22 protein-coding genes are annotated in these 25,530 nt (G+C 73.0%); 13 read left to right on the top strand and 9 right to left on the bottom strand.

Annotated elements, in window-relative coordinates:
• Positions 1-15: 15 nt before the first annotated feature.
• Positions 16-2,424, bottom strand: a complete 2,409-nt coding sequence (locus BIV23_RS36780; protein WP_071385309.1) for a penicillin acylase family protein — start codon at positions 2,422-2,424, stop codon at positions 16-18.
• Between the two features lie 106 nt (positions 2,425-2,530).
• Here BIV23_RS36780 and BIV23_RS36775 point away from each other — a divergent pair, with 106 nt between their 5' ends.
• Positions 2,531-4,027, top strand: a complete 1,497-nt coding sequence (locus BIV23_RS36775) for an acyl-CoA synthetase (protein WP_071385308.1) — start codon at positions 2,531-2,533, stop codon at positions 4,025-4,027.
• Here the strand turns inward: BIV23_RS36775 and BIV23_RS50810 are convergent.
• A complete protein-coding gene (locus BIV23_RS50810) occupies positions 3,993-4,214 on the bottom strand; it encodes a hypothetical protein (protein WP_071385307.1) in 222 nt (73 codons plus the stop codon). The genes BIV23_RS36775 and BIV23_RS50810 overlap by 35 nt on opposite strands.
• A gap of 148 nt (positions 4,215-4,362) precedes the next feature.
• Between BIV23_RS50810 and BIV23_RS50805 the strand changes: the two genes are divergently transcribed.
• The gene (locus BIV23_RS50805; RefSeq protein WP_177240163.1) at positions 4,363-4,842 is read left to right on the top strand and encodes a hypothetical protein; all 480 of its coding nucleotides are present in this window, start codon (positions 4,363-4,365) and stop codon (positions 4,840-4,842) included.
• 80 nt (positions 4,843-4,922) lie between these two features.
• Here the strand turns inward: BIV23_RS50805 and BIV23_RS36760 are convergent, their stop codons facing one another.
• A complete protein-coding gene (locus tag BIV23_RS36760; RefSeq protein WP_071385386.1) occupies positions 4,923-5,261 on the bottom strand; it encodes an ArsR/SmtB family transcription factor in 339 nt (112 codons plus the stop codon).
• A 74-nt stretch (positions 5,262-5,335) separates the two neighbouring features.
• A complete protein-coding gene (paaK, locus tag BIV23_RS36755; RefSeq protein ID WP_071385305.1) occupies positions 5,336-6,640 on the bottom strand; it encodes a phenylacetate--CoA ligase PaaK in 1,305 nt (434 codons plus the stop codon).
• Between the two features lie 223 nt (positions 6,641-6,863).
• On the opposite strand from paaK, the gene BIV23_RS36750 reads away from it, so the two are divergent.
• Both BIV23_RS36750 and BIV23_RS36745 read left to right on the top strand, forming a co-directional pair.
• Positions 6,864-7,730 (top strand): alpha/beta fold hydrolase, encoded by an 867-nt coding sequence (locus BIV23_RS36750; protein ID WP_177240162.1) that lies wholly within the window; start codon positions 6,864-6,866, stop codon positions 7,728-7,730.
• Between the two features lie 146 nt (positions 7,731-7,876).
• Positions 7,877-8,515, top strand: coding sequence for an alpha/beta fold hydrolase (locus BIV23_RS36745; RefSeq protein WP_342746402.1), 639 nt, complete (start codon positions 7,877-7,879; stop codon positions 8,513-8,515).
• Here BIV23_RS36745 and BIV23_RS36740 read toward each other — a convergent pair.
• Together BIV23_RS36740 and BIV23_RS36735 are read right to left on the bottom strand one after the other, a co-directional pair.
• On the bottom strand, positions 8,433-10,112 hold the full coding sequence (locus tag BIV23_RS36740; protein ID WP_071385303.1) for an alkaline phosphatase family protein: 1,680 nt from the start codon (positions 10,110-10,112) through the stop codon (positions 8,433-8,435). The genes BIV23_RS36745 and BIV23_RS36740 overlap by 83 nt on opposite strands.
• A 188-nt stretch (positions 10,113-10,300) precedes the next feature.
• Positions 10,301-11,917: an acyl-CoA synthetase gene (locus BIV23_RS36735; RefSeq protein WP_071385302.1), complete on the bottom strand. Its 1,617-nt coding sequence runs from the start codon at positions 11,915-11,917 to the stop codon at positions 10,301-10,303.
• Between the two features lie 157 nt (positions 11,918-12,074).
• On the opposite strand from BIV23_RS36735, the gene BIV23_RS36730 reads away from it, so the two are divergent.
• The 7 genes from BIV23_RS36730 to BIV23_RS36700 all read left to right on the top strand — a co-directional run bounded on the left by BIV23_RS36730 (position 12,075) and on the right by BIV23_RS36700 (position 18,025).
• Positions 12,075-12,875: a crotonase/enoyl-CoA hydratase family protein gene (locus BIV23_RS36730; protein WP_071385301.1), complete on the top strand. Its 801-nt coding sequence runs from the start codon at positions 12,075-12,077 to the stop codon at positions 12,873-12,875.
• 14 nt (positions 12,876-12,889) lie between these two features.
• Positions 12,890-13,831 carry a Zn-ribbon domain-containing OB-fold protein gene (locus tag BIV23_RS36725; RefSeq protein WP_071385300.1) on the top strand — a complete coding sequence of 314 codons (942 nt, stop codon included), beginning with the start codon at positions 12,890-12,892 and terminating at the stop codon, positions 13,829-13,831.
• Positions 13,828-14,898, top strand: coding sequence for a thiolase domain-containing protein (locus BIV23_RS36720; protein WP_071385299.1), 1,071 nt, complete (start codon positions 13,828-13,830; stop codon positions 14,896-14,898). The genes BIV23_RS36725 and BIV23_RS36720 overlap by 4 nt, the downstream gene beginning before the upstream one ends.
• Positions 14,895-16,061 (top strand): thiolase domain-containing protein, encoded by a 1,167-nt coding sequence (locus BIV23_RS36715; protein ID WP_071385298.1) that lies wholly within the window; start codon positions 14,895-14,897, stop codon positions 16,059-16,061. The genes BIV23_RS36720 and BIV23_RS36715 overlap by 4 nt, the downstream gene beginning before the upstream one ends.
• Positions 16,062-16,165: 104 nt before the next feature.
• The gene (locus tag BIV23_RS36710) at positions 16,166-16,408 is read left to right on the top strand and encodes a DUF397 domain-containing protein (protein ID WP_071385297.1); all 243 of its coding nucleotides are present in this window, start codon (positions 16,166-16,168) and stop codon (positions 16,406-16,408) included.
• A 122-nt stretch (positions 16,409-16,530) separates the two neighbouring features.
• Positions 16,531-17,433 (top strand): universal stress protein, encoded by a 903-nt coding sequence (locus BIV23_RS36705; RefSeq protein ID WP_071385296.1) that lies wholly within the window; start codon positions 16,531-16,533, stop codon positions 17,431-17,433.
• Positions 17,434-17,527: 94 nt separating this feature from the next.
• Complete coding sequence (locus tag BIV23_RS36700) at positions 17,528-18,025, top strand: hypothetical protein (RefSeq protein WP_071376215.1); 498 nt, start codon at positions 17,528-17,530, stop codon at positions 18,023-18,025.
• Positions 18,026-18,035: 10 nt separating this feature from the next.
• Here the strand turns inward: BIV23_RS36700 and BIV23_RS36695 are convergent, their stop codons facing one another.
• Positions 18,036-20,009, bottom strand: a complete 1,974-nt coding sequence (locus tag BIV23_RS36695) for an N-acetylmuramoyl-L-alanine amidase (protein WP_071385295.1) — start codon at positions 20,007-20,009, stop codon at positions 18,036-18,038.
• A 269-nt stretch (positions 20,010-20,278) separates the two neighbouring features.
• Positions 20,279-21,418: an aminoglycoside phosphotransferase family protein gene (locus BIV23_RS36690; RefSeq protein ID WP_071385294.1), complete on the bottom strand. Its 1,140-nt coding sequence runs from the start codon at positions 21,416-21,418 to the stop codon at positions 20,279-20,281.
• Between the two features lie 282 nt (positions 21,419-21,700).
• Here BIV23_RS36690 and BIV23_RS36685 point away from each other — a divergent pair, with 282 nt between their 5' ends.
• Entirely contained in the window at positions 21,701-23,191 is a 1,491-nt protein-coding gene (locus BIV23_RS36685) for a DNA-binding protein NsdB (RefSeq protein ID WP_071385293.1), read from the top strand.
• Positions 23,192-23,261: 70 nt separating this feature from the next.
• On the opposite strand, the gene BIV23_RS36680 is transcribed toward BIV23_RS36685, so the two are convergent.
• Entirely contained in the window at positions 23,262-24,716 is a 1,455-nt protein-coding gene (locus BIV23_RS36680; RefSeq protein WP_071385292.1) for a PP2C family protein-serine/threonine phosphatase, read from the bottom strand.
• A 348-nt stretch (positions 24,717-25,064) separates the two neighbouring features.
• Between BIV23_RS36680 and BIV23_RS36675 the strand changes: the two genes are divergently transcribed.
• Positions 25,065-25,478, top strand: a complete 414-nt coding sequence (locus BIV23_RS36675) for an SsgA family sporulation/cell division regulator (RefSeq protein ID WP_071385291.1) — start codon at positions 25,065-25,067, stop codon at positions 25,476-25,478.
• Positions 25,479-25,530 lie beyond the last annotated feature (52 nt).

Raw genomic sequence — 25,530 nt, 5'->3', positions numbered from 1 at the left:
GGCGGGACCGCACGGTCAGTGTTCGCTCACGCGGACCACCCGGAGCGCGGGCGAGGACAGGACGTCCCGCTCGCAGAACCGGGCCGTCACCCACTTCTCACCGGAGAACAGCCGGGTCTGGTCGCCGAAGTGGGGGGAGTTCGGGTTCGAGGACTGGGAGTACGTCAGCAGCGTACGGGCCACCGGGCACCCGCTGCCGTCCCAGCCGACGGCCTGGATGTGGCTGGAGCCCGTCGTCACCTCCGGGTAGCCGCCCCGCGCCGCGTTCCACACCCCCTCGACCTTGTTCCACACGCCGAGCCGCTCCGAGCCGCCGGGGACGGGGATGCGCGCTCCGTCGCGCACCACGAACTGGTGCTCCCCGAGCGGGGAGTCGAGGGCGATGCCCGCCGTCCGCAGCTCCCGCACCGTGTCCGCGAGGGCGGTGGCGAAGGCGGGCGCGCCGGTGTTCAGGGTGTTCGGGGTGTACACCGGGTCCGCCGCCGAGAACGGCACCGTCCACAGCAGGTCGGCGGGCACCGCGGCCGTCAGCCTGCGCCAGAACCGGTCGAACAGCAGGGCACCCCGGCTGCCGGTGTTCATGGTCCGGTCCCAGGCGCCGAGCACCGGACAGGCCGCGCCGACGTCGGCCTTCGTGCCGTCGCTCGCCGTCGCGGTGCCGCCGGGCAGCGCGGCACAGGCCCGGGCCGCATCGGCCGCGGCCAGGTCTCCGACGGGCGACCGGTTCGTGAACTCCTGGTTCTGCAGGTCCCGGACGGTCAGCCCGCCCCGCTTCGCCAGCGCCGCCACCTGCTCGATCGCGCCGCGGGTGCGCGGTGAGCGCGCGGTCCCGACGTCGCCGAAGATCCGCTCGTACCCGGTCAGCGGCCGGTCGGCGTTGGCCAGCCAGGCGCTGTTGTTGGAGTTCTCGGCGTACGGGGCGTCCTTGAGCGTGGGCATCCGGGCGGGCCCGAAGGTGCCGGGCTGGACGGCGTCGGGGTCGTTGCCGGGCGCGCAGTCGCCGCGGGAGCCGTCGAGCACCGCGAGACCCGCCTGCGGGTAGGTGACCCTGCCGAGGTCGGTCGAGCACCGCGCCGCCAGCTCGTCGGTGATCCGGGGCGGCACCTGCGACTGGGTGTAGAGGCTGTGGCCCGAGGAGTCCGCGGCGATGGTGTTCACCCACGGCAGTCCCTGGTGCCGGTCGAGGGACGCGAGGACGTCCGCCGTCGAGCGCGCTCTGCCGAAGCCGAGGGAGGTGTCCGCGAACCGCATGTTCGCGGCGTTCGGGTCGCTGAGCGCGTAGGCCGTCGTGGTGGTCCAGGGCAGCGGCGGCCCGCCGTGCCCGCTGTCGGCGACGACCGGGCCGTAGCGCGTCCACCACTGGGTCCGGGTGACCGGGGCGCCGTGCTCGACGGCCACCGTCACGGTCCGCCTGGTCATCCGCTCCGGTTCGCCGTCCACCAGGTAGACGGTGGGGTCGGACGGGGCCAGGGTCAGCCGGGTCAGGTTGTAGGGGACACCCGTGGCCACGGTGTGGCTCCACGCCACGTGCGCGTTGTAGCCGATGGAGACGGTCGGCGAGCCGAGCAGTGAGCCGCCGGCGACGTTCAGCTCGCCCGGGATCGTCTGCTGCGACTGCCAGAACCGGCGTCCGCCCTGCCACGGGTAGTGCGGGTTGCCCAGCAGCAGGCCGCGGCCGTTCGCCGTCGTGGCACCGCTGAAGGCGACCGCGTTCGAGCCCATGTCCGCGTCGGCGGTCCGGGCCCGAACTGCCTTGACCAGCGCCTGGGCGTCGGCGCCGGGTGCGTGGGCGGTGGCGCCGGTGGGCGGCCGCGCGCCGGTGATGTCGTCCACGGCGCCGCCCTGGCCGCCGAGCACGGCGAGGGCGTAGAAGCGGGCGGCCACGTCCAGTGTCGTGACCGGCCGCACCCAGGCGGCGCCCCGGCACGCGGGATCGTCGATCCGGTTCTGCCGCAGCCAGGCGTCGTAACCGGCGGCGAAGCCCCGCATCAGGTCCCGCACGTCCGCGCTCGGGCCCAGCGGCGCCGGTGCGGCCATCAACTTCCGTACCGTCCCGGCCTGTTGCACCCCGCGGAAGTACAGGTCGCTGGACAGGTTGCTGGAGGCCGACGACAGCGACTGGTCGGTCGTCGCGGCCGGGCCGAAGAAGCGCGAGCGTTCGCCGCGCACGGTCACGAAGCCGTCGGCCAGTGTGCACACCTGGTCGGCGGCCTGCGCCCAGCCGGTGCCGAAGCCGAGGTCCGCGTAGTTCCCGGCGACGATGTGCGGAATGCCGTACTCGGTGTAGCGGATGACGGCGGACAGTCCGCCGTGCGCGGGATGTTCCTGGTGGCCCGGCCGCGCGGCCGCGGCGGCGGGCAGTGCGGACGAGGCGGTGAACAGGGCGACGGCGGCGACGGCCAGCCGTCTCAGGTGGCTGCGCAATGGTGCCTCCCAACATCATTGAGGGAACGAGCTGTTGAGGCCACCGGGGGGTGTGACCCTCCCCGGTGCTTGACCTGCCCCGGTGACGGACCGAGGATCATGAGTCATGACGCAGGGACACGGCAGCACGGTTGACGGGGTGCTGCGGCGCAGCGCCCGGCGCACCCCGGCGCGCCTCGCGCTGGAGTACGGCGAGCGACGGTGGACGTACGAGGAACTGGACGACGCCGTCTCCCGCGCGGCCTCGGTACTGCGCGCGCAGGGACTCGCGCCCGGCGACCGGGTCGCCGCCTACGGCCACAACTCCGACGCCTATCTGATCGCCTTCCTCGCCTGCGCCCGGGCCGGGCTGGTCCATGTGCCGGTCAACCAGAACCTCACCGGCGACGACCTGGCGTACCTCCTCACCCAGTCCGGCAGCGCCCTCGTGCTCGCCGACCCGGACCTGGCGGACCGACTCCCGCACGGCGTACGACTGCTGCCGCTCCGGGACGACGGGGACTCGCTCCTGGCCCGCCAGGCGCAGGCGGCGCCGTACGACGGCCAGGGGCCCCGCACCGAGGACCTGGTGCAGCTGCTCTACACCTCCGGCACGACGGCCCTGCCCAAGGGCGCGATGATGACCCACCGGGCGCTCGTGCACGAGTACTTGAGTGCCATCGCCGCCCTGGACCTGAGCGCGGGCGACCGCCCGGTGCACGCACTTCCCCTCTACCACTCGGCGCAGATGCACGTGTTCCTGCTGCCGTACCTGGCGGTCGGCGCGACCAACGTCATCCTGGACTCGCCCGCCGGGGACCGCCTGTTCGACCTGATCGAAGCGGGCCGCGCGGACAGCCTGTTCGCGCCGCCCACGGTGTGGATCGCGCTCGCGGGCCGGCCCGACTTCGCCACCCGCGACCTCGACGGTCTGCGCAAGGCCTACTACGGTGCCTCGATCATGCCCGTCCCGGTGCTGGAGCGTCTGCGCGCACGCCTGCCCGGGCTGGCCTTCTACAACTGCTTCGGGCAGAGCGAGATCGGCCCGCTGGCCACGGTGCTCGCCCCCGACGAGCACGAGGGCCGCCTGGACTCCTGCGGCCGCACCGTGCTCTTCGTGGAGGCGCGCGTGGTGGACGACCGGGGCGCGGACGTGCCCGACGGCACCCCCGGCGAGATCGTCTACCGCTCCCCGCAGTTGTGCGAGGGCTACTGGGACAAGCCCGACGAGACCGCCGAGGCCTTCCGCGACGGCTGGTTCCACTCCGGCGACCTCGCGGTCCGCGACGCCGACGGCTACTTCACGATCGTGGACCGGGTGAAGGACGTCATCAACTCCGGTGGTGTACTGGTCGCTTCACGCCAGGTCGAGGACGCTCTCTACACCCACGAGGCCGTCGCCGAGACCGCGGTGATCGGTCTCCCGGACGACCGCTGGATCGAGGCCGTCACCGCCGTCGTCGTCCCGCGCGGCGAGGTGACGGAGGACCAGCTCATCACCCATGTCAAGGAGAAGCTCACCGCCTTCAAGGCCCCCAAGCGCATCGTGTTCGTGTCCGAACTGCCCCGCAACGCCAGCGGGAAGATCCTCAAGCGCGAACTGCGGGACCGCTTCGGCCGCTGACATCGGTGGGCGCCCGAGCCGGCGTCGGCAGCAGCGCCTCGGCCGGCAGCCGCCACTGGGGCAGGGCCGACGCGCCCGGCTCGACGCCGATCACCTGGACGGCGACGTGGTCGGCGCCCGCCGTCACCTGTCCGTGGAGCTTTCGGGTGATCGCGTGCGGGTCGCCCCAGAACACCAGGTCGTCCACGAAGCGGTCTGCCGCCGGCGGGGAGGTCGTCGTCGGTGCAGTCGAGGCGGCGGAACGTGGCGATGCTGTACGGGGTTTCGAGGTAGCCGCGCAGATGTGCGCGGGCGGCGGCGCGGGCTCGGACCGGGTCGGTCTCGAGGAGGACCGCGTGCTCGACGGCGAGGAAGGCGTCCGGCCCGAGGATCTCCCGCGCCTGCGCCGTGTGGGCCACGTTCACATGGTACGTCTGGGCGCCGTCGGCGCGGTCGCGGGCCGGCTCCGGCATCTTCGGGCCGTACGCCGCCAGCAGCCGCCGCGGCGGGGCGGCGGGGCGCGGGTTGGGGAGCGCGGCCGGGTCCGCGGCGGCCGACTCGTCGAGCCGGTCCAGGTATGCGGCCATGACCGCGAGCGGCTTCACCCCGGGCCGGGGCTCGCCGCCGAAGCCCAGGCCGAGCACGTGCCGGCCCGGGTAGGCGTCGGCGAGCAGCAGCGCGGCACCGTACGTCGAGCGGGCGCGGCGGGGCCAGATCCGGGCGATGCCGTTGACCACGCTCAGCCGACGGCTGGATGCCGGCAGAAAACCGGCGTGCGTGAGCGCCTCCCGGCCGAGCAGCTCGGGCACCCACAGCGCCGGCACGATGAGGCGTGATCGACTGATCTGAATATCGCAGATTCTCGATATGAACGCGCGAAGGGGCGGTGCGCGCGAGGCCTGACGGGCGTCCGTGGCTACAGGGCGTGGCCCAGCTCGCTGACCAGGTCGGCGATGCGCCGCTCGTCCCGCTTGTAGTGGGTCCACTTGCCCACCCGGGTGGCCCGGACCAGGCCCGCGCGCCGGAGCTCGGCCAGGTAGGCCGACACCGTCGACTGGGCCAGCCCGGCCTTCTCCTGGATGTGGCTCACGCACACGCCCACCTCGGCCGGGTCGGCGATGGCCCGGTCCGTCGGGAAGTGCCGCTCGGGCTCGCGCAGCCAGCGCAGCATCTGCAGCCGCATCGGGTTGGACAGCGCCCGCAGCGCGTTGACCAGGTCCGCGTCCGGGGTGGAGGCGCTGTCCGTGTCGGTCATGGCTCCGGAGTGCAGAGCGATGCCGACGTTTCGAGGTGCGTCGATACGACTGCCCCGGTGGAAGCCGGAGCCGGTCACCCCGCGTCCCGCGGCCGCAGGTCCACGATCCGGCGGATCTTGCCCACCGACCGCTCCAGCGACTCCGGATCCACGATCTCCACGTCGACCGACACCCCGATGCCGTCCTTCACGGCCGCGACGATCGACCGGGCCGCCGTCTCCCGGGTCTGCTCCGGCGCGTCCGGGCGGGCCTCGGCGCGGACGGTCAGCCGGTCCAGGCGGCCCTCCCGGGTCAGCCGGAGCTGGAAGTGCGGCGCCACCCCCGGCGTGCGGAGCACGATCTCCTCGATCTGGGTCGGGAACAGGTTCACCCCGCGCAGGATCACCATGTCGTCGCTGCGCCCGGTGACCTTCTCCATCCGGCGGAACACCCGCGCCGTGCCGGGCAGCAGCCGGGTCAGGTCCCGGGTCCGGTACCGGACGATCGGCATGGCCTCCTTCGTCAGCGAGGTGAACACCAACTCGCCGCGCTCCCCGTCCGGCAGCACCTCGCCCGTGACCGGGTCGACCACCTCCGGATAGAAGTGGTCCTCCCACACGGTCAGCCCGTCCTTGGTCGCCACGCACTCCTGCGCCACACCGGGGCCGATCACCTCCGACAGACCGTAGATGTCGACGGCGTCGATCGCGAAGCGTTCCTCGATCTCGCGCCGCATCTGCTCGGTCCAGGGCTCGGCCCCGAAGACGCCGACCCGCAGCGAGGTGGTGCGCGGGTCCACGCCCTGCCGCTCGAACTCGTCCAGCAGCGTCAGCATGTAGGAGGGGGTCACCATGATCACGGCCGGTTCCAGGTCCCGGATGAGCTGCACCTGCCGGGCCGTCATCCCGCCGGAGGCCGGCACGACCGTACAGCCGAGGCGCTCCGCGCCGTAGTGCGCGCCCAGGCCGCCCGTGAAGAGCCCGTAGCCGTACGCCACGTGCACGACGTCGCCGGGCCGCGCGCCGGCGGCGCGGAGCGAACGCGCCACCATGTCGGCCCACATGGAGAGGTCGTTGTCCGTGTAGCCGACCACCGTGGGCAGGCCCGTGGTGCCGCTGGAGGCGTGCAGCCGGCGGATCCGCTCCCGGGGCACGGCGAACATGCCGTACGGGTAGTGCTCCCTGAGGTCCGCCTTGGCCGTGAACGGGAAGCGGGCGAGGTCCGTGAGCGAACGGCAGTCCTCGGGGTGGACGCCGGCCTTGTCGAAGGAGTCCCGGTAGAACGGCACGTGGTCGTAGGCGTGCCGCAGGGTGGAGCGCAGCCGCTCCAGCTGCAGGGCCCGCAGCTCGTCGAGCCCGAGCCGTTCGCCCGCGTCGAGCAGATCCGTCGTGTCCGTCATCGGGACGTCTCCCTTGCCGACCGTACATTCCGGGCGACCGATCGTTCGGTCGACCTGTTCGGGGCCAGTAATTCAGGTCATGCGGCGTGAGGCAAGAGGGGGCGCGGACTTTCCGGGGCCACCGGAGCGCGTCCGGTCCGCTCCGCGGCCTCGCCGCCCGGTGGCGGCGTCCCCCGCGCAAAGACGTTGCGCCCCGCCGCAGCGGACCTGGATGATCACACCCATGCCGACCTTCACCGCGACCGATGGCACCCGGCTCTCCTATCACCTGCGGGGCGCGGGCGAGCCCCTCGTCGTGCTGCCCGGCGGCCCCATGCGCGCCTCCGCCTACCTCGGTGACCTCGGCGGGCTGACCGCACACCGCCGGCTCGCCCTGCTCGACCTGCGCGGCACCGGGGACTCGGCCGCCCCGGCGGACCCGGCGACGTACCGCTGCGACCGCATGGTCGAGGACGTGGAGGCGTGGCGCGCCGACCTGGGGCTGGAGCGCATGGATCTGCTCGCCCACTCGGCGGGCGCCGCCCTGGCCATGCTCTACGCGGCCCGCCACCCGCACCGGGTCGGACGGCTGCTGCTGATCACCCCCAACCCGTCCGCGCTCGGCCTGCGGACGACGCCCGAGGACCGGCTGGCCGTGGCCGGACTGCGCGCGGCCGAGCCGTGGTTCGCGCAGGCCTTCCCCGCGTTCCGGGCCTGGCTGGCGGGCGAGGCGGACTTCGACGACGTGTTCCTGCCGTTCTTCTACGGCCGCTGGGACGACGCCGCCCGGGCGCACGCGGACGCCGAGCCGGAGCAGACCAACGACGACGCGTGCGAGCGGTACTCCGGTGACGGCGCCTTCACCCCCGACGTGACCCGGGCCGCCCTCGCCCACCTGACCGCACCGGTCCTCGTGCTCGCCGGAGAACTCGACGGCGGCCCCCGTCCCGACCTCGCCCGCCGAGCCGCCGGGGCCTTCCCGAAGGCCGAGTTCAGCGTCCAGCCCGGCGCCGGTCACTACCCCTGGCTGGACGATCCGGAGTGGTTCACCGGCCGGCTGCTCGCCTTCCTCGACGGGTCCGGGGGCTCCGCTCTGCCCTCGGCAGAGTAGGCGGCCCGGGCCCTGCCCGCCCGGCTAGCGTGCCGGGTATGGAAACCGCCGAGCCGTTCCCCGCCGCGCCGCAGCCCGCCGAGTTGCTCACCGTCGAGGCGAACGGCATCACCCTGGCCTGCCGGGCCTAGGGCCCACCCGACGCCCTGCCCGATGCGCCGCCCGTCCTGCTGCTGCACTGTCGGGGCGCGGACGGCGCCGACTGGACGCGCGTCGCCCAACGCCTCGCGGCCCCGCCGGCTCCGCGCCGCGTGTACGCCCCGGACCTGCGCGGCCACGGACGCAGCGACTGGCCGGGGCAGTACACCTGGGAGGCCATGTCCGACGACGTGCGGGCCCTGCTGGCGGCCCTCGGAGTCGAGCACGCGGACGTGGTGGGCCACTCGCTGGGCGGTCACGTCGCGTGTCTGCTGGCACAGCGCCACCCCGGAGTCGTACGACGCCTGGTGCTGGAGGACGTCTGCGCACCGGTGCCGCTCGACCCGCCCCGGCCGCCCACCCCGCGGCCCGAGGGGGAGCTGCCGTTCGACTGGGCGATGGTGCGGGCCGCCGACGAGCAGCGCAACGCCCCCGATCCCGTATGGCGGGACCACATGGCCCGGATCACCATGCCCACGCTGGTCATCGGGGGCGGCCCCACCAGCCTCGTCCCGCAGGCGCAGGTCGCACAGCTCGCCGACCTGATCCCGGATGCCCGGCTCGTCACCCTCGACGCGGGGCATCTGGTCCATGAGACCCGCCCGGAGGAGTTCCTGACCGTGCTGGAGGCATTCCTCGACCGCTGAGCCGGGGCCCGTACGCGGTCAGGAAGCGGTCGCGGAAGCCGTCCATCGGCCAGACGGGGGCGTTCGCGGCGGGCTTCAGCCCCTCCGTCCAGCCCCAGCCGGAGATCCGGTCCAGCACCCTGGGATCGCGGGCGACGATCGTGACCGGCACGTCCTTGCGGGGGCTGTTCCCGGTGACCGTCGGCACGGGCTGGTGGTCGCCGAGGAAGACCAGGACGGTGTTCGCGTCGCCGTAGCGCCGGAGGAACTGGACGAGACAGCGCAGCGCGTACGCGATCGAGGTGCGGTACGCGGTGCGCACGTTCTCCGGGGTCCGCCAGACCTCCTCCTGGGACCGGCCCGCGCGCCTGACCGGCCGGAAGACCGAGCCGTCGCCCAGGTCCTGCCAGTCGACCAGGCGCGGGAGGGGCGCCCAGGGGTAGTGGCTGGAGGTGAGGACGATCTCCGCCATCAGCGGGCCGCGGCCGCGCCGGGCGAGCTCGGTGCGCCGGAAGGTCTCCAGGGCGAACTGGTCCGGCACCTGCGACCAGCCGAAGTCCGGGCCGCGGTAGGCGAGATGGCGGCCGTCGTGGACGTGGTCCAGGCCGAAGAACCGGCCCTCGGGCCAGGCCGTCAGCACACCCGGCACGATGCCGACCGTGCGCCAGGCGCCGGTCTTGCGGAAGGCGCCGGTGAGGGTGGTGCGGTCGCTGGAGGTGAGGCTGCGGAAGCGCTGCTGGTTGCTGATCCACAGGCCGGACAGGAAGGTCGCGTGGGCGAGCCAGCTGCCGCCGCCGGTCACCGGTGAGCGCAGCCAGCCGCTGCGCGCACCGAAGCCGGCCGCCGCGAGGCCTGCCGAGCTCTCCTTGAGGACCGCGTCGATCTGCGGCGCCATCGCGGGGTCCTCGATCGCCGAACGGCCGTAGCTCTCGACGAAGGTGAACAGCACGTCCTTGCCGCGCAGGCCCGTGAGCAGCCGGTCCGGCGGGGTGTGGGCGAAGGCGTCGACGGCGGCCTGGCGGCGGAAGAGCCGGGCGTCGGCGAGCGAGGCGCGGACCTGCTGGGCGCGGTCGCCGAGGATGTCGGCGTCCAGAGTGGCGGCGACGGGCTGGCCCGCGCTGTGCAGCCCGAACAGGACGCAGGTGAACCACGCGGTGCCGAGCACCAGGGTGCCGCGGACGGACCGGGCTCGGTGCCGGGCCAGCAGGGTGGTCAGCCGCAGCGTGGCGCCCGTCGTCAGGACGAGGACCGCGACCGTGAGCAGCACGGCACCGGCGATCGCGGCCAGCTCGGCGGACCGCCCGGACGTCTCGCGCAGATAGTCCGCCGCGTTGCCGAGCAGTCCCCAGTCCAGCACCGGGTCGAAGGGGCGGAACAGCACCGAGTAGAAGCCGATGTCGAGGCACTTGACCACGGTGACCAGCCCGATCAGCACACCGAGGGCCGCCGCCCCGGTCCGCCGGGCCCGGCCGGGCAGCACGAGCAGCAGGGCGGCGAGCAGCACGGCCTCGGCCGGAAGACGCAGGAACGCGGCGGGGGCGAGCAGGTCGGGCCGGTCCGGCAGCAGCAGCGAGACCAGCAGCAGGACGGCGGCGAGGCCGGTCGTGCCGACGGTCACCCCCTGCCCGATCCGAGGGTGCCGACGGCACCACGCGAGCCCGGCACGAGGCGTGGGGTGCGGCACCTGAGGACCCTTCCGTGCGCGGAACTCCTACGACCGACTGTCACCATGAGTAACTGGACGGTGGCGATCGGGCACACAGGGTATTCCTCCGGTGTCGCGGGCGGGGGTGGGACACCCCGGGGTCAGGGCCGGTCCGCCGCCACCGCCACCTCCCGCGCCCAGCGGTAGTCGGCCTTGCCGCTCGGAGAGCGCCGGATGGAATCGGTGATCACCAGCTGGCGGGGGATCTTGTAGCCGGCCAGCCGGGCCCGGCAGTGGGTCTGGATGTCGGACAGGGAGGGGAGCGTCGCCCCCGCGCGCAGCTGCACCACGGCCGCCACATGGTTGCCCCAGGTGGCGTCCGGCACCCCGGCGACGAGCGCGTCGTACACGTCCGGATGCGCCTTGAGCGCCTGCTCGACCTCCTCGGGGTAGACCTTCTCGCCCCCGGTGTTGATGCACTGCGAGCCCCGGCCGAGCACGGTCACCACGCCGTCCGCGTCCACCGTCGCCATGTCGCCGAGCAGCACCCAGCGCTGTCCGTCCTGCTCGAAGAAGGTCTCCGCCGTCTTGCGCGGGTCGTTGTAGTAGCCGAGCGGCACATGGCCGCACTGCGCGACCCGGCCGACCTCGCCCACCGCGACCGGCGCGTGCGTCGCCGGATCCACCACCCGGGTACGGGTGTTGACCCGGATGCGGAAGCCCCGCTCGGGCCCGGAGTCGTCCGTCGCCGTGCCGTTGAAGCCGGACTCGGAGGAGCCGAAGTTGTTCAGCAGCATGGCGTTCGGGACCAGCTCCCGGAACTGCCGGCGCACCGTCTCCGACATGATCGCCCCGGACGAGGAGACGCTGAACAGGGCCGAGCAGTCGGTGCCCTTCAACGGGCCGCCGAGCGCGTCGATCAGCGGCCGGAGCATGGCGTCGCCGACCAGCGACACGCTGGTGACCTTCTCCCGCTCGATCGTCCGCAGCACTTCCTCCGGCACGAACTTGCGGTGCAGGACGACGCGTTGGCCGAAGTTGAAGCCGATGAACGCCGTCAGCGTCGAGGTGCCGTGCATCAGCGGGGGAGTGGGGAAGAACGTGATCCCGGTGCCGCCGGCCGCGACCCGCTCGGCCAGCTCCTCCGGCGACTTCACCGGCTCCCCGGTCGGCGCCCCGCCGCCCAGCCCCGCGAAGAACAGATCCTCCTGGCGCCACATCACACCCTTGGGCATGCCGGTCGTGCCGCCGGTGTAGATGACGAACTGGTCGTCCCCGGAGCGCGCGGGAAAACCGCGTCGCGGCGACCCTGCGGCCTCCGCCCGTGTGAACGGCACCGCGCCCGGCACCCCGGCCGCCTCCGCCCCCACGCACAGCAGATGCCGCAGCCCCGGCGCCCGTGGCAGCGCCCCCGCCACCCGGTCCGCGAACTCCGCGTCGAAGACCAGTGCGACGAGGTCGGCGTCCCGGTAGAGGTACACCAACTCGTCTTCGACATAGCGGTAGTTGACGTTGACCGGGACGACGCGTGCCTTCAGGCAGGCCAGCACCGTCTGCAGGTACTCGACGCCGTTGTAGAGGTGCAGGCCCAGATGCTCCCCGGGACGGATCCCGCTGTCGATCAGGTGATGGGCGATGCGGTTGGCGGCCGCGTCCAGCTCCGCGTAGGTCAGCCGGCGCTCCGCGCCGGTGCCGGGGTGATCCACGTACACGAGCGCCTCGCGGTCCCCGGCCACGTCGACGACCGACTCGAACAGATCAGCAAGGTTGTACTCCACCGCTCCTCCTGACCGTCGCTTCGCCGGTCATCAGAGCAAAGGGCGGCGCAACTGTGAAGGCTCCGCGCCAAGAAATCTGACTGTCTGTCAGAAAACCCTTGAAGTGCCTCCCCGGCTACTGCAACCTGTTCTCGTTCTCACCGAGGGGAGAAGGCCCATGGGCGGGACGGAACACCTCACCGTGCGGCGCGAGGGCGCCACGCTGGTGCTCACACTCAACCGGCCCGACGCCCGGAACGCGCTCTCGCTTCCGATGCTCGTCGGCCTGTACGACGGCTGGATCGAGGCCGACGCGGACGACGGCATACGCTCGATCGTGCTCACCGGGTCCGGCGGCTCCTTCTGCGCCGGCATGGACCTGAAGGCCCTCGCCGGGAACGGCATGCAGGGCGAGCACTACCGCGACCGGCTCAAGGCCGACCCCGACCTGCACTGGAAGGCGATGCTGCGCCATCACCGCCCGCGCAAACCGGTGATCGCCGCCGTCGAGGGGTACTGCGTGGCGGGCGGCACCGAGATCCTCCAGGGCACCGACATCCGGGTCGCGGGCGCGTCCGCGACCTTCGGCCTCTTCGAGGTCCGGCGCGGACTGTTCCCGATCGGCGGCTCCACCGTCCGGCTCCAGCGCCAGATCCCGCGCACCCACGCCCTGGAGATGCTGCTCACCGGACGGCCGTACACCGCCCGGGAGGCCGCGGACATCGGCCTGATCGGCCATGTCGTCCCCGACGGCACCGCCCTCGAGGCGGCACTGGAGACCGCCGAGCGGATCAACGCCTGCGGCCCGCTCGCCGTCGAGGCCGTCAAGGCGTCGGTGTACGAGACCGCCGAGCTGACGGAGACCGACGGCCTCGCGGCCGAACTCGCGCGCGGCTGGCCGGTCTTCGACACCGCCGACGCCAGGGAAGGCGCCCGCGCCTTCGCCGAGAAGCGGCCCCCCGTCTACAAGCGCGCCTGACCCGAGGAGTCACCGTGCCCGAAGTCCTCAAAGCCCCCCTCGTCGTCGAGTTCCCCTTCACCCGCTCCCTCGGCCCCGTGCAGAGCGCCTTCCTCACCGGCCTGCGCGAAGGCGTCGTCCTCGGCGTCAAGGCAGCCGACGGACGCGTCCTCGTCCCGCCCGTCGAGTACGACCCCGTCACCGCCGAGGAGATCCGTGACCTGGTCGAGGTAGCCCCGACGGGAACCGTCACCACCTGGGCGTGGAACCACGAACCCCGCCGCGGCCAGCCCCTCGGCACCCCCTTCGCCTGGGTCCTCGTCCGGCTCGACGGCGCCGGCACCGCCCTCCTGCACGCCCTCGACGCCCCCGGCCCCGACGCCGTGCGCACCGGCATGCGGGTGCGTATCCGCTGGGCCCAAGAGCGCACCGGTGCCATCACCGACATCGCCTGCTTCGAGCCGTACGACGGAGAGGCCGTACAACCGGCGGGCCACAGCGGCGAGTTCACCGACCCGGTCACCGGTATCGTCACTCCCGCCCGCCTCGACTACACCTACGCGCCCGGCCGCGCCCAGTCCGACTACATCCACGCCCTGTCCGGCCGGCGGACCGTCGGCGAGCGCTGCCCCTCCTGCCGCAAGGTGTACGTCCCGCCCCGGGGCGCGTGCCCCACCTGCGGTGTGGCGACGGTCGAACACGTCGAGGTCGGGCCGCGCGGCACCGTGACCACCTTCTGCATCGTCAACATCAAGGCGAAGAACCTCGACATCGAGGTCCCCTACGTCTACGCGCACATCGCCCTCGACGGCGCCGACCTCGCCCTGCACGCCCGGATCGGCGGCATCCCCTACGACCAGGTCCGCATGGGACTGCGCGTCGAGCCGGTGTGGACCGAGGACGCCCGCTACCCCGACCACTACCGGCCCAGCGGCGAGCCCGACGCGGACTACGAGACGTACAAGGAGCTGCTGTGACCAGCGAAGAAGCCCGCTCGGGCCGGGACATCGCCGTCGTCGCCTTCGCCCAGACCGACCACCGGCGCTCCACCGAGGAGTCCTCCGAGGTCGAGATGCTCATGCCGGTGCTGCACGAGGTGCTCGCGCAGACCGGCCTGAGGACCGCCGACATCGGCTTCACCTGCTCCGGCTCCAGCGACTACCTCGCCGGCCGCGCCTTCTCCTTCACCATGGCCCTGGACGGCGTCGGCGCCTGGCCGCCCGTCTCCGAGTCGCACGTCGAGATGGACGGCGCCTGGGCCCTGTACGAGGCCTGGACCAAACTGCTCACCGGCGACGCCGACACCGCGCTCGTGTACTCCTACGGCAAGTCCTCACCCGGCTCCGTGCGCGACGTACTGACCCGGCAGCTGGACCCGTACTACGTCGCCCCCCTGTGGCCCGACTCGGTCGCCCTGGCCGCCCTCCAGGCGCAGGCCCTCATGGACGCCGGCCACACCGACGAGCCCGCGCTCGCGGCCGTCGGCGCCCGCAGCCGGGCCGACGCGGCCGCCAACCCGCACGCCCAGCTCACCGGCCGGGTACCCCAGGGCGACTACGTCGTACGGCCGTTGCGCACCGGCGACTGCCCGCCCGTCGGCGACGGCGCCGCCGCCGTGATCCTCGCGGCGGGGCAGCGGGCCCGCGAACTGTGCGCGCGGCCCGCCTGGATCCGGGGCATCGACCACCGCATCGAGGCCCACGGGCTGGGCGTGCGCGACCTCACCGACTCGCCGTCCACGCGGCTCGCCGCCGAGAAGGCGGGCGCCTTCGAACGGCCCGTGGACACCGCGGAGTTGCACGCGCCGTTCAGCGCCCAGGAAGTGGTCCTGCGCAGGGCGCTGCGCCTCGGCGACGACGTGTGCGTCAACCCCTCCGGCGGGGCGCTCGCCGCCAACCCCGTCATGGCCGCCGGACTCGTCCGCATCGGCGAGGCCGCAGCCCGCATCCACCGCGGCGCCTGTGACCGCGCCCTCGCCCATGCCACCTCCGGACCCTGCCTCCAGCAGAACCTGGTCGCCGTACTCGAAGGGGATCCACGATGAGCAAGGAGCCCGTGGCCGTCGTAGGCGTCGGCCAGACCAGGCACGTCGCCGCCCGCCGCGACGTGTCGATCGCGGGACTCGTCCGCGAGGCCGCACAACGCGCGCTGCGGGACGCCGAGTTGACCTGGAACGACATCGACGCCGTCGTCATCGGCAAGGCACCCGACTTCTTCGAGGGCCTGATGATGCCCGAGCTGTACCTCGCCGACGCGCTGGGCGCCGTGGGCAAGCCGATGCTGCGCGTGCACACGGCCGGCTCGGTCGGCGGGTCGACGGCACTGGTCGCCGCCAATCTGGTCGCCGCCCGCGTCCACGGCACCGTGCTCACCCTGGCCTTCGAAAAACAGTCCGAGTCGAACGCCATGTGGGGCCTGTCCCTGCCCATCCCCTTCCAGCAGCCCCTGCTCGCCGGGGCGGGCGGCTTCTTCGCCCCGCACGTGCGCGCGTACATGCGGCGCAGCGGCGCCCCGGACACCATCGGCGCCCTCGTCGCCTACAAGGACCGGCGCAACGCCCTGAAGAACCCCTACGCCCACCTCCACGAGCACGGCATCACGCTGGAGAAGGTGCTGGGCGCCCCCATGCTGTGGGACCCCATCCGCTACTCCGAGACCTGCCCCTCCTCCGACGGCGCCTGCGCCATGGTCCTCACCGACCGCGCCGGAGCCGCCCGCGCGCCCCGCCCGCCCGCCTGGCTGCTCGGCGGCGCCATGCGCAGCGAACCCACCCTGTTCGCCGGGAAGGACTTCGTCTCCCCACGGGCCGGCCGGGACTGCGCCGCCGACGTCTACCGGCAGGCCGGCATCGCCGACCCGCGCCGCGACATCGACGCCGTCGAGATGTACGTGCCGTTCTCCTGGTACGAACCCATGTGGCTGGAGAACCTCGGCTTCGCCGAGGAGGGCGGGGGCTGGAAGCTCACCGAGTCCGGGGTGACCGAACTCGACGGCGACCTGCCCGTCAACATGTCGGGCGGCGTGCTCTCCACCAACCCCATCGGCGCCTCCGGCATGCTCCGCTTCGCCGAGGCCGCGCTCCAGGTGCGCGGCCTGGCCGGGGAACACCAGGTGGACGGCGCCCGCAAGGTCCTCGGCCACGCCTACGGCGGCGGTTCGCAGTTCTTCTCCATGTGGCTCGTGGGATCCGAGCCGCCCGGCGCCTGACCGGCCGGCCGCCGAGGGGCCAAAGTCCTTCCCAGGTGGCCTGTCGGCAGTCGGGACCGGTCGCTAGGCTGAGCCGCGGACGACGAACCGGGAGGAGCACGGACGTGGCCGAGACCACCATCCAGCAGCAGCCGCTCGCGGGCTGGGACAAGCCGGACCTGGACCTCAGCAGCGCCGAATGGCAGTCCAGCAGCCGGGGTCTGGGCGATGTCCAGATCGCGTTTGTCGAGGGCTTCATCGCGATGCGCAACAGCGGTCGTCCGGAGAGCCCCTCTCTGATCTTCACGCCCGCCGAATGGGGCGCCTTCGTCTCCGGCGCGCGCGAGGGGGAGTTCGACCTGACCTGAGCCGCGCCCGGCGGCATTCCGGGCGGGATTTCCGGACACGCGACCAGCAGTGCCCCGCCGGGGCCGACCCTGCGTCAGGCTGGCCCCGACAAGGGGAAGGTCGTGTTCCGGAGGTGGGAACGATGAGCACTGCGCCGGTCATCGCCGCGGTCGACGGTTCGGACGACAGCCTGCGCGCGCTGGACTGGGCCGTCGACGCCGCCCGGCGCCGCGCGGCACCGCTGCGGGTGGTGCACGTGCGGCAGTACGCCGCCTGGGGCCAGGCCGACGTGCTGGTCGCCGGCCCGCCTGACGCGGCGGGCGACCCGGTCCTCGACGAGGTCCGCGCCCGGCTCGCGGACAGCGCCGGGGAACCCACCGTGGAGTACGTCGCCCTGGAAGGCGTGCCGGGCGCCGTACTGCCCGAACTCGGCACCGACGCCCAGCTGTTGGTCCTCGGCTCCCGGGGCCGCGGCGGCTTCGCCAGCCTGCTGCTCGGCTCCAACGGCCTCGCCGCCGCGCGGGACTCCGAGTGCCCGGTGGTCGTCGTACCCCGCCCCGGCCGGGAGGTCCACGGCGAGGGGCCGGCCGAACCCGGGCCGCGCGTGGTCGTGGGCCTGCACGTCGACAGCCCCGACGACCGCACCCTCGCGTTCGCCTTCGCCGAGGCCGCCCTGCGCGCGGCCCGCGTCCAGGTGATCGCCGCCTACCCGTGGCCGGTGCAGACGTGGACCGCGCCCGGACAGCTGGTGCCGCCCGCGATCGACCAGCACGCCGTCGAGAGCGAGACCCGCACGCTCGCCGACGGCTTCCTCGCCCCGCACCACGGGCGGCACCCCGAGCTCCGCGTCGACACCGAGACGCTGCCCGGCGACGCGGCCGGCCACCTCGTCGCCGCCTCCAGGGACGCCGACCTGGTGGTGGTCGGCCGCCACCGCCGCCGTCTGCTCGCGCCCGCGCGCATGATGGGCTCGGTCACCCAGGCCGTCCTGCTCCACGCGGCCAGCCCGATCGCGGTCGTACCGCCGGGGCCGCCGCAGGAGTGAGCGGTCCCCGCGCCGCCGGGGCCGGCAGCGGTCTTCCCGAGCGGCACCCGGTGCCCAGGTCACCCCCCGCGGCCCGGGCACGTACCATGGCCGCATGTCGTTCCTCCGCCGCCGCAGCGCCACTCCTGCCGGACCCGACTTCGACGTGCTGGCCATGGACCCGGGCGACTGGCCGGGCAACCTCGGCGCGGGCCTGCTGCCCGCCCCCGACGGCACCTGCCAGGGTGTCTTCCTGCGCTACGACCTCTTCGGCGGCCGCGGCCCCGCCATGATCATCGGCAACCTCCCCGAGGGCTCCCCGGCCCGCGAGGTCGCCGAGGACGAGATCCCCTTCGAGGTGGGCCAGCTGCTGCTCGCGCTGGACAACGACGAGGACGTCACCGTCGTCGGCACCGAGGACACCCCCGTCCTCCAGGGCGACAACCTCCTCATCGTGCGGCGGCTGAAGCTCTCCGAGGGCCGGATCTCCTGCGTCCAGTTCGACCGCAGCGACGGCGTGCTCGTGACCATCGCCGCCTGGGACCGCCCCATCACCGACGACCTGTACGCCCTGCTGAAGCCGCTCCCGGCGGAGCTTTTCCAGCAGGGCTGAGGGACACCGCCTAGTCGGCCGAGCCCACCAGGGTGACGTCCGCGGCGCGGACGAAGCCGACCCGGTGGCCGTACTGGATCTCGTAGTACAGGTCCTTGCCCACCACGACCCGGTGCGAGTCGGTGGTGAAGGTGACCGAGTAGTCGTACTCGCCCGGTACCACGTCACCGGCCACGTACCGCTGCCCGGCCGGAACCGTGTACGGCAGGGGTACGACCGACTGCACCGGGACGCCCGCCGGATAGGCCTCCTTCTCCGGGTAGGCGCGGCCGTACACCGGGACACTCGTGAGCCCCTTCCGCGGCGTCACCAGCAGACCCCTCGCCGGGACCGCCGTGGGTTCCTCCGGCGGGTCGCGGAACCAGGCCTTCTGGCCGAGGTACCAGATCGCCGTCCAGTCGCCCCAGCGGCCCGCGACCGCGTACTGCTGGCCGGTGGAGACCCGCGAGGAGATGTCGTTGACATCGATGGTCGGGTCCTTGCCCAGGCCGATGTCCTTGATCAGCGGGGCGCCCGTGTCGTGGTCCGCGTACAGCCGCACCTCACTGGAGCCGTGCGCGGCACAGGGCTCGCCCGAGGTCGTGCAGCCCGTGTACTCCGGCTGGTTCACGGCGTACTCCGGCAGGATGGTCACCACGTCCGACCTCTTGCCCGCGGTGCGCTTGAAGGGGTGGCCCAGCAGCTCGAAGTAGTGCCGCCAGTCCCAGTACGGACCCGGGTCCGTGTGCATGCCGGGGATGGCGGACGTGGTCGGGCCGGGCACGTTCTCATGGCCCAGGATGTGCTCGCGGTCCAGCGGGATGTCGTACGTGCGGGCCAGGTACTTCACCAGCCGCGCCGAGGAGCGGTACATCGCCTCCGTGTACCAGGCGTCCGGGTCGGCGAGGAAACCCTCGTGCTCGATGCCGATCGAGGCGGCGTTGACGTACCAGTTGCCCGCGTGCCAGGCCACGTCCTTCGCCTTCACATGCTGGGCGATCAGACCATCGGTTGAGCGGACCGTGTAGTTCCACGACACATAGGTCGGGTCCTGGATCAGGTTCAGCACCCCGTCCCAGGTGCCCTCCGTGTCATGGATGACGATGTACCGGATGCGCTGCGACGCCGGCCGGTCGCCGAGGTCGTGGTTGCCGTAGTTGTTGTTGCCGAACTGGGCGTACGGCGCCCAGACCGCCTCGCAGGACACCGACTTGGGGCACTCGATGCCGTCCGTGGGCAGCGTGCGCAGGCCCGCCCGCCTCAGCTGGGCGGTGTCGGCGGACAGCTGCGGCTCGGCCGCCAGCATGACCTGCTGACCGTCGTCCGTGGTGCGCTCCTCGCCCGAACGCAGCACGTCGTACACGTCGTTGGCGTACGCCGCCGCGGTCGCCGTGTCGTCCGCGCCGGAGAAGCGGGCCACCGCGGCGTACCAGTCGGCCGGGTCGGTGCTGAGCGGTTCGCCCAGCTGCTTCTGCGCGGCGGCGAGCAGCGCGGCCCCGCCGGCCACGTTCGCCGCCGGGTCGGTACGCAGCTCCGCGGCCGGCCGGCCCGTCAGCTGCGCCGCCTTCGGCAGCGTCGTGAGCCGGGCCGGGAGCCGCGACTCGGCCGGCACCTTGATCGTGGGACGGACGGCCGGGCGGGATCCGTCGCCGCGGGCGTCCTCCCTGCCCTCGGCGAGGTGCTCCGTGGCGGCGATCGCGGTCCGGGCGTCGGTCAGGTGCATGGGGCCGTAGCCGCCGGTCACGCTCGGCGCGCCGCCGTGCCAGTCCCAGCGGGACTGGAGGTAGGAGACGGCCAGCAGAACGCTCTGCGGCACGTGGTACTCGGCCGCGGCGCCGGCGAAGGCCTGCTGGAGCCGGTGCGCGGACGAGCCGGCGGTGGTGCTCTGCGCGGGGGCCGCGCCGAGCAGCGGCAGCAGCAGGGCCGCCGAGGCGAGCGGAACGGCAGCCCGCCGTAGATGTCTGTGGCCGGGAGTGGACAGGGAATCGGTGGCGGAACCTCGCAATGCGGCCTCCTGAGACAGGCGGGCGTGCAGGGTCGTACGGCGCCGAGCTGCGTCAGTGGTACCGGCTTGCCGACGATCCGTCAATGATGCATTCGGGCCGTGGATTTCCCATGTCACAACGGGGTTCCGGCGAGTTTCGCCTCGGCGGGGCACGGGCCTGCGGGGCGTCAGTGGCATACACCAGTGGTGCCCGTGGCGGGTGGTGCGCCCGGACGCACGAGGGTCCGCGGTGCGCCGCCGCTCTGGCGCACCGCGGACCCTCGTGCCCGTCAGCGGGTACCGACCGCCGCTCGCACGGCCTTGCGGGCCAGCTGACAGTCGTCGTGCAGCCGCCGGAGCAGCAGCCGCTGTTCCTCGCCGGACGGCGCGGCACCCGGCTGGACCGGGGCCGCCGGAGCCGTGTCCTGCATCGAGCGCTGCACCGCGGTCTCGTACGTCCGGATCTCCCGGGTGAGCAGCAGCATCAGGTTCACCAGGAAGGCGTCCCGGGAGGCCGGGCCCGCCGACTGGGCGATCTGGCTGATCTGCCGCCGGGCCACCGGCGCGTCCCCGAGGACCAGCCACAGCGTCGCCAGGTCGTACCCCGGCAGATACCAGCCCGCGTGCTCCCAGTCCACCAGCACTGGACCGGCCGGGGACAGCAGGATGTTCGAGAGCAGGGCGTCGCCGTGGTTGAACTGGAGCATGCCGTGCCGGCCGACCTCGTGGGCGATGCCGTGCAGCAGCTTCTGGAGGTCGCCGAGGTCCCGGTCGGTGAGCAGGCCCAGCTCGTGGAACCGGGCGATCCGGGCGCCGTACTCCAGCGGCTTGTCGAACGTACCCGCGGGAGGCCGCCAGGCGTTCACCCGGCAGACCGCGCCCAGCGCGGCCCGGATGTCCGGGCGGGGCGGTGCCTCCGCCGGATGCCGCTGGAGCGCCGCCACCCGGCCCGGCATCCGCTCGATCACCAGGGTGCAGTTGTCCGGATCCGCCGCGATCAGCCGGGGCACACGGACCGGGGGTCGGTGCCGGACGAACGAGCGGTATGCGGCTATTTCATGGCGGATCCGCTCGGCCCAGGCGGGCGATCGGTCCAGCAGACACTTGGCCACGGCCGTACTGCGCCCGGTCGTCCCCACGATCAGGACGGACCGCCCGCTGCGCCGCAGCACCTGCACCGGAGCGAACTCCGGGCAGATCCGGTGCACCGAGGCGATCGCGGCGCGCAGCTGGGCCCCCTGGGGGCCGGACAGGTCGAGTCTTCCGCTGAGCGGCGGCGTACCGGGCTGGCCCGGCACGCGCCGGAGCCGGCCCGCGACCGGTACGGGTCCGCCCGGACGCGCCACCGGGTCGAGGTACGGCCCGCCGCCCGCCGGGCGGGAGCGCAGCGGCCGGGGCGGGGCGGACACGGAGGACGATGCTGCGTACATGGGAGAAACAGATCCCTTCGTGTGCCTGCGGTGCCTGCCTGTGCAAGTCCTTGCGCGCAACCCGGCCCGGTCGCCCGGGACACCCTGGGGAATGCCCCTGTCATATCGACGCCCGTCGGCTCTCGCCGACTTGGGGTGACCGGGTCGGGGTGGCGCGTTCCTACCTGACACCCGATGGGCAGTGGCACACCATCTGGCGCACCCTGGCGAACCCTGGCGAATAGTCGCTCGGCAACCTCCACGGGGCTACTGTCAAGTCAGCCGAGAACCTGGGGGCTTGACGTGAGCGGACAACCCAACACCCGCCTTTCGGACCTGTTCGGCCTGGCCGGCTGGTCCAAGGGCGAACTCGCGAGGCTGGTCAACAAGCAGGCGGCGGCCATGGGCCACCCCCAGTTGTCGACCGACACCTCCCGGGTGCGGCGTTGGATCGACACGGGAGAGATCCCGCGCGATCCGGTGCCGCGGGTGCTGGCGGCCCTGTTCACCGAGCGTCTCGGCCGTGTCGTGACCATCGAGGACCTCGGTCTGGTGCGGCACGGGCGTAACGGGAAACGGCAGGACGGCGGGATCGAGGAACATCCCGACGGCGTGCCGTGGGCGCCCGAGCGCACGGCTGCGGTCCTCACCGAATTCACGGGAATGGACCTCATGCTCAACCGACGCGGCTTGGTGGGCGCGGGTGCCGCGCTCGCCGCGGGATCCACACTCAGCAGCGCCATGCACGACTGGCTGCACACCGACCCGGCTCTGAAGGCCGACGCCCCCGTCCTCGACGACCCCCTGCACGCCGACCCCGCCGGGTTCGACCGCTACGAGGCCGCCCCCATCGGATCGCAGGAGGTGGAGGAGCTGGAGCGCTCGGTCGAGGTGTTCCGTGCCTGGGACGCGGCCCGCGGCGGCGGGCTCCAGCGCAAGGCGGTAGTGGGCCAGCTCAACGAGGTGGGCGGCATGCTCGCCTACCACCATCCACCTCATCTCCAGCGCCGCCTGTGGGGCGTCGCGGCCAACCTCGCCGTCCTCGCGGGCTGGATGTCGCACGACGTCGGCCTGGAGCCCACGGCGCAGAAGTACTTCGTCATCGCCGCCCATGCCGCCCGCGAGGGCGGCGACCGCCCCCGCGCGGGGGAGGCACTGTCCCGCGCGGCCCGGCAGATGGTGCACCTGGGCCGGCCCGACGACGCCCTGGACCTGATGAAGCTCGCCCAGACCGGCTCCGGCGAGCGCCTCCAGCCGCGTACGAAGGCGATGTTCCACACCATCGAGGCCTGGGCGCAGGCCTCGATGGGCAAGGGCCAGGCGATGCGCCGCACGCTCGGCCAGGCGGAGGACCTCTTCGTCTCCGACCGGCAGGACGCGGAAGCGCCGGACTGGATGCAGACCTTCAAGGACGAGGACCTGTACGGCATGCAGGCCCTCGCCTACCGCACGCTGGCGGACTTCGACCCGAGTGCGGCCGCGCACGCCCAGTACTACGCGGAGAAGGCGCTCGCCCTGCGCGTCGACGGGCGGGAGCGGTCGAAGATCTTCGACCATCTGTCCATGGCGTCGGCCTGCTTCATCGCCGACGACCCGGAACAGGCCGACCGCTTCGCCCGGCTGGCGCTGATGTCGATGGGTTCGAACTCCTCGCGTCGCACCTGGGACCGGCTGCGCCAGATGTACCAGCTCACCGCCCAGTACGCCGAGTACCCGAAGATCCACCAACTGCGGGAGGAGATCAGGAGTGCCCTGCCCACGCCGAGGGCCAAGGGCGGCAGCGCTCAGGCGTGAGCGCACGGGCACAGGGGCCCGCGCGCTCAGTTCCCTTACCGGTCGTACCGGTTGATTCGTGTTCCGGGGCTCAGACCGTGATCCTGGCGACGAGTACGCACGCGTCGTCCTCGCGTCCTGCTCCGCCGAACTCCTCGACCACCGTCCGCACACAGTCCTGCGCGGTGCACGCCGCGCCGAACCGTGGGCCGAGGCCGAGTAGCCGGTCCACGGCCGCCGTCGGCGTCTGCCCCGGCACCAGCCCGTCGGTGTGCAGAAGCAGGACGTCGCCCGGCCGGAGAGTCTCCTCGGCCTGCCCGTAGACGGCGCCCGAGGTCGCGCCGAGCAGCACGCCGTCCGGCGCGGTCAGCATCCGCCCCGTCCCGTCGCGGTACAGCAGCGGGGCGGGGTGTCCTGCCTGCGCCCAGACCAGGGTGCGGGAATCGGGTCGGTAGCGGCAGCAGACGGCGCTGCCCAGGGCGGGCTGCACGGTGACGTCCAGTAACTGGTTCAGCATGCCGAGGAGTTCACCCGGACCGGTGCCGGCCAGCGCCATGCCGCGCACGGCACCGAGCAGCATCGCCATGCCCGAGGCGACGGCGACCCCGTGTCCGGTGAGGTCGCCGACGCTGAGCAGGGTCTCGCCGCCGGGCAGGTCCAGCGCGTCGTACCAGTCGGCGCCGATGAGAGTGCTCGCCGCCGCGGGGAGGCGCTGGGCGGCGAGGTCGAGGGGGCTCGGTCCCGGCGGCGGGAGCCGCAAGGATCCGAGCCAGGGCGGCAGTACGGCCTCCTGCACCTCGGCCGCGATCCGGTGCTCGGTCTGTTCCTCCGTGCGCCGGCGGTGCAGGGAGTCACGGGTCTCGCGCACCGTGCGCTGGGTGCGGCGCAGTTCGCTGACGTCGCGCAGTACGGCCCACATCGACGCGGTGCCGCCGTCGGCGCCGAGTACGGGCTCGCCCATCATGTGCACCGTGCGTTCGGAGCCGTCGGGCCGTGCGACGCGGAACTCGCCGTCGATCGGCCTGCCGTCGACCAGACAGCCCGTCACCATCGCGGTCAGCTTCGGCCGGTCCTCCTCCAGGACCAGCGAGGGCAGTTCGTCCAGGGTGAGGGCGGGGTCGGCCGGGTCGCGGCCGAGGATCTGGTACAGCTCGCCGGACCAGGTGGCCTCGTCGGTCAGCAGGTTCCACTCCGCGCTGCCGACCCTGCTGAGCAGCGAGCCGGGCGGGGCAGCGGACGGCGCTCGGGGCGGCGCGGGCGCCGTGCCGGTCCGGGCCGGGGCGGGCTCGGGGGAGGCGGCCGGCGCGGGGTCGGGGCCGTCCCGGAGCTGGGCCAAGTGGTTGTCCAGGTCGTCCAGTTGGTGCAGGGCGAGGTCGTACAGGGCGCGCTGCCAGCGTTCCTCGGGGTCCGCACCGTCGATCCGGGTGTCCCGCCGCACGGCGTCCACGTCGCCCTTGAGCCGCCGCGTCTGTGTGATCAGTGCCTCGACCGAGCCGCGCCCGGGTGGCTGGGCGGCTGGGCGGCCCGCGGAGACTGGGGACGGCATGACGCACTCCGAAGGGGGACGATACGGCCTGGGCAGGACGGGGGACCGGTTACGACTGTGGCACAGCCCGCGACGCCCTGTAAGGGATTTGGCAACACACGATACGGTGGTGCTTCCGGCATATGCCAGAGTCTTCCCTGAGTGATCCGCGGGTATGAATGACGTACGCGCCGGGTAGGGCAAGTCGTAGAAAAGCTACGAGAGTTGGCCCGTGCAAGCGGCCTTCGCGTCGCGCCCGCGCGGGTGTTCGACGCGCCTCTGTTCGTCCATGTGCCGACCGGCCTGTACTCATCGAACTCTGACCGGATTTGGCGGCATGCGAAGGGCCTCCGCGCACTCCATATAAACATGGAGACCACTGTCGAACAGCCCGTGCTCGCCCGGCTCATCACGGCCGAGGACCAGGAGATCCCGGTGTCGGCCACCCTGCGGTACACCGCCGACGACCCGCTGGCCGTCTTCGTCGACTTCCCCGCCGAGGCGTCCCTGGAGGGCGAGGACGTCACCTGGACCTTCGCGCGCTCCCTGCTCGACGACGGGCTGCGCGCCCCGGCCGGTCACGGGGACGTGCAGATCTGGCCGTACGGCCGCACCCGGACGGTGCTGGAGTTCCACTCGCCCCACGGGATGGCCCTGCTCCAGTTCCAGGCCCTGGCCCTGCGTCGTTTCCTGCTGCGGACCTACCAGGCGGTGGCGCCCGGACAGGAGGACGTCGCGCGGGTGGTGGAACGGGGGCTGAGCGCTCTGTTCGGCGGGGTCTGAGCGGCGTCGGCGTCCTTTGACTTTTGTTCACCTCCGCCTCACCGCACGGGTA

The sequence above is a fragment of the Streptomyces monashensis genome (assembly GCF_001866665.1).
In the GTDB taxonomy this organism is placed as follows: Bacteria; Actinomycetota; Actinomycetes; order Streptomycetales; family Streptomycetaceae; genus Streptomyces; species Streptomyces monashensis.
Note: the sequence above shows the minus strand (reverse complement) of the source record. Positions and strands in the feature narration are given on the sequence as shown.